The sequence below is a fragment of the Pseudactinotalea sp. genome, from assembly GCF_048594945.1.
GTDB lineage: Bacteria > Actinomycetota > Actinomycetes > Actinomycetales > Beutenbergiaceae > Pseudactinotalea.
Window position 1 is genome coordinate 1 of the sequence record NZ_JBMDXJ010000086.1, and the last position, 1,956, is coordinate 1,956.

Annotated in this window: 1 protein-coding gene; it reads left to right on the forward strand. The window is 67.8% G+C overall.

Annotated features, from left to right (window positions below):
- The first annotated feature begins 375 nt into the window (after positions 1-375).
- On the forward strand, positions 376-1,596 hold the full coding sequence (locus tag ACOJSN_RS04065; RefSeq protein ID WP_420111233.1) for a pentapeptide repeat-containing protein: 1,221 nt from the start codon (positions 376-378) through the stop codon (positions 1,594-1,596).
- Positions 1,597-1,956: the final 360 nt, after the last annotated feature.

Consider the following 1,956-nt stretch of genomic DNA (forward strand, 5'->3'; position numbering starts at 1 on the left):
CCACCGTGGTGACCGTCAGCACGGAGCTGAAGGACCACGGGGCGTGGAAACGATTACAAGGAGGATTGGAAACGATTACAGGGGCGGAAGGCAAGGGGTGCCGCTGTGAGAAATCAGATCGTGATGAGCGCGCTCAGATGAGCGGAGACGGCTTGCCGGCCGGTGCGGGCGCGCAGGAGGGGTGCCCCTGCAAGGGCCTCGACGGCGTGCAGGGCGGAGCGGTACGCGGCCGAGCGGGTCGGGAGCAGCCGCGCGACGGCCCACCGCGGCGGGACCGACGCGGGCGCGTTTCCGGCCGGCGAGGGCGGCCGGAGCGCGGGCATCCCCGCGTGCGCGGCACCGCGCCTCCCGACGGGAGGAGAACCGGATCGCACGGTGCTGCGCCTCAACTCGTTGCATTGCAGGGGGAGTTCGGGATGGGATGGCATCATGCCTGCGTCTTCACGCTCCCCGCACCCACGCCGGAACAACCGCTCGACCACGCGTGCCACCCTGGCGGCCCACAGGGCAGCCGCACGGAGGGGGCGCCAGGAGACGGGGCGGCTCGACTGGGCGCGACGAGTCGAACTGGGCACCGTCGTCGTTGCCGCGGTCGTCGCGGTCGGAGGGCTCTGGTACACGAATGTCCAGGCCCAGCAGGCCAACGAGCAGATGCGGCAGGCCAACGAGCAGGCGCTGAAGGCCGACGCCCAGGCGAAGGCCGACCTCTCCCTCGCAACGGAAGGCCAGGTCACGGAGCGGTACACCGCCGCGGTCGAGAACCTCGGCCACGACAAGGTGGACGTGCGGCTGGGCGGCATCTACGGCCTTCAGCGAATCATGAAGGATTCACCGCGCGACCAGCCCACCATCGGCAACATCCTCGCCGCCTACGTCCGCACCAATGCCTCGAAGCCACCAGCAAAGGGGCAGGAGCTTCCGGCCGATGTCGACGCCGCGTTCATGGTGCTGGGCACCCGTGACCGGAAGCATGACGGAGACTTCCGCCTCGACCTCCGGGAAGCGCGACTCCCCCGGCTCCAGGCAGCCGATTTCCCGGAAGACGAATCCGGTGTCGACCTTTCCGGGGGGATGCTGCTCGGGATCGATTTGTCCGAGGCGTTCCTTCCGTCGGCCAACCTGTCGCGCTCCTGGCTCTCCGGCGCGAACCTGTTCCGAACAAGCCTGCCGGACAGCAACCTGTCGCATGCGATGCTGTTGGGCGCGAACCTGGCCTACGCGAACCTGACCAAAACCAACCTGACGCATTCGAGCCTCTCCAGCACACACCTGAACTCGGCATTGCTCAGAGGCTCGAACTTGTCACATGTGTCTCTCTCTTTTGCCGACTTATCCAAAGCGAACCTCCGCAAGGCGGATCTGACAAAGGCAGATTTCACCGGGGCGAACCTTTCCAAAGCCGATCTTTCGGGCGCGAAAACGACAGACGCGAGTTTCTTCGAAACCAATCTGTCGGGCGCAGAACTGACAGGGGCAGACCTCTCCGGAGCCGATCTGTCCACAGTCAAGAACCTGACACAGGAGCAGGTCAGCTCCGCGCGTACCGACCGGACGACCCAGCTGCCTCCCGGCCTCACCCGAGTCAGCCCCGCCTGAGCGGATCCCCTGGGCCCCAGTACCGGCTACTGGTGACCACGGGCCCTGCACCCCGCGTCGAGTACCGCCAGGCGACGACAGACACACTCGAAGACTCACGAACCGCGCCCCGACAGCCGCGCCCGGGCGCACACACGAGGGAGGGGCCGGGCCCGACCACCGGACCAAGCCCCTCCCGTCGCTCTCATCACCCCTGATGAGGCTTCACCTCTCCCACCGCCCGACGGTCGGTCATGAGCCGACCGGGCCGGGGAGTCGGAGAGAAACTCGTCAGCCGGGCCACGTCCCGGTGGCGCGCTTCACGGCCTTCGCGCCGCCCCGGTCCACCACCGCCCGGGTGGCGGTGAAGATGGCGCCCTG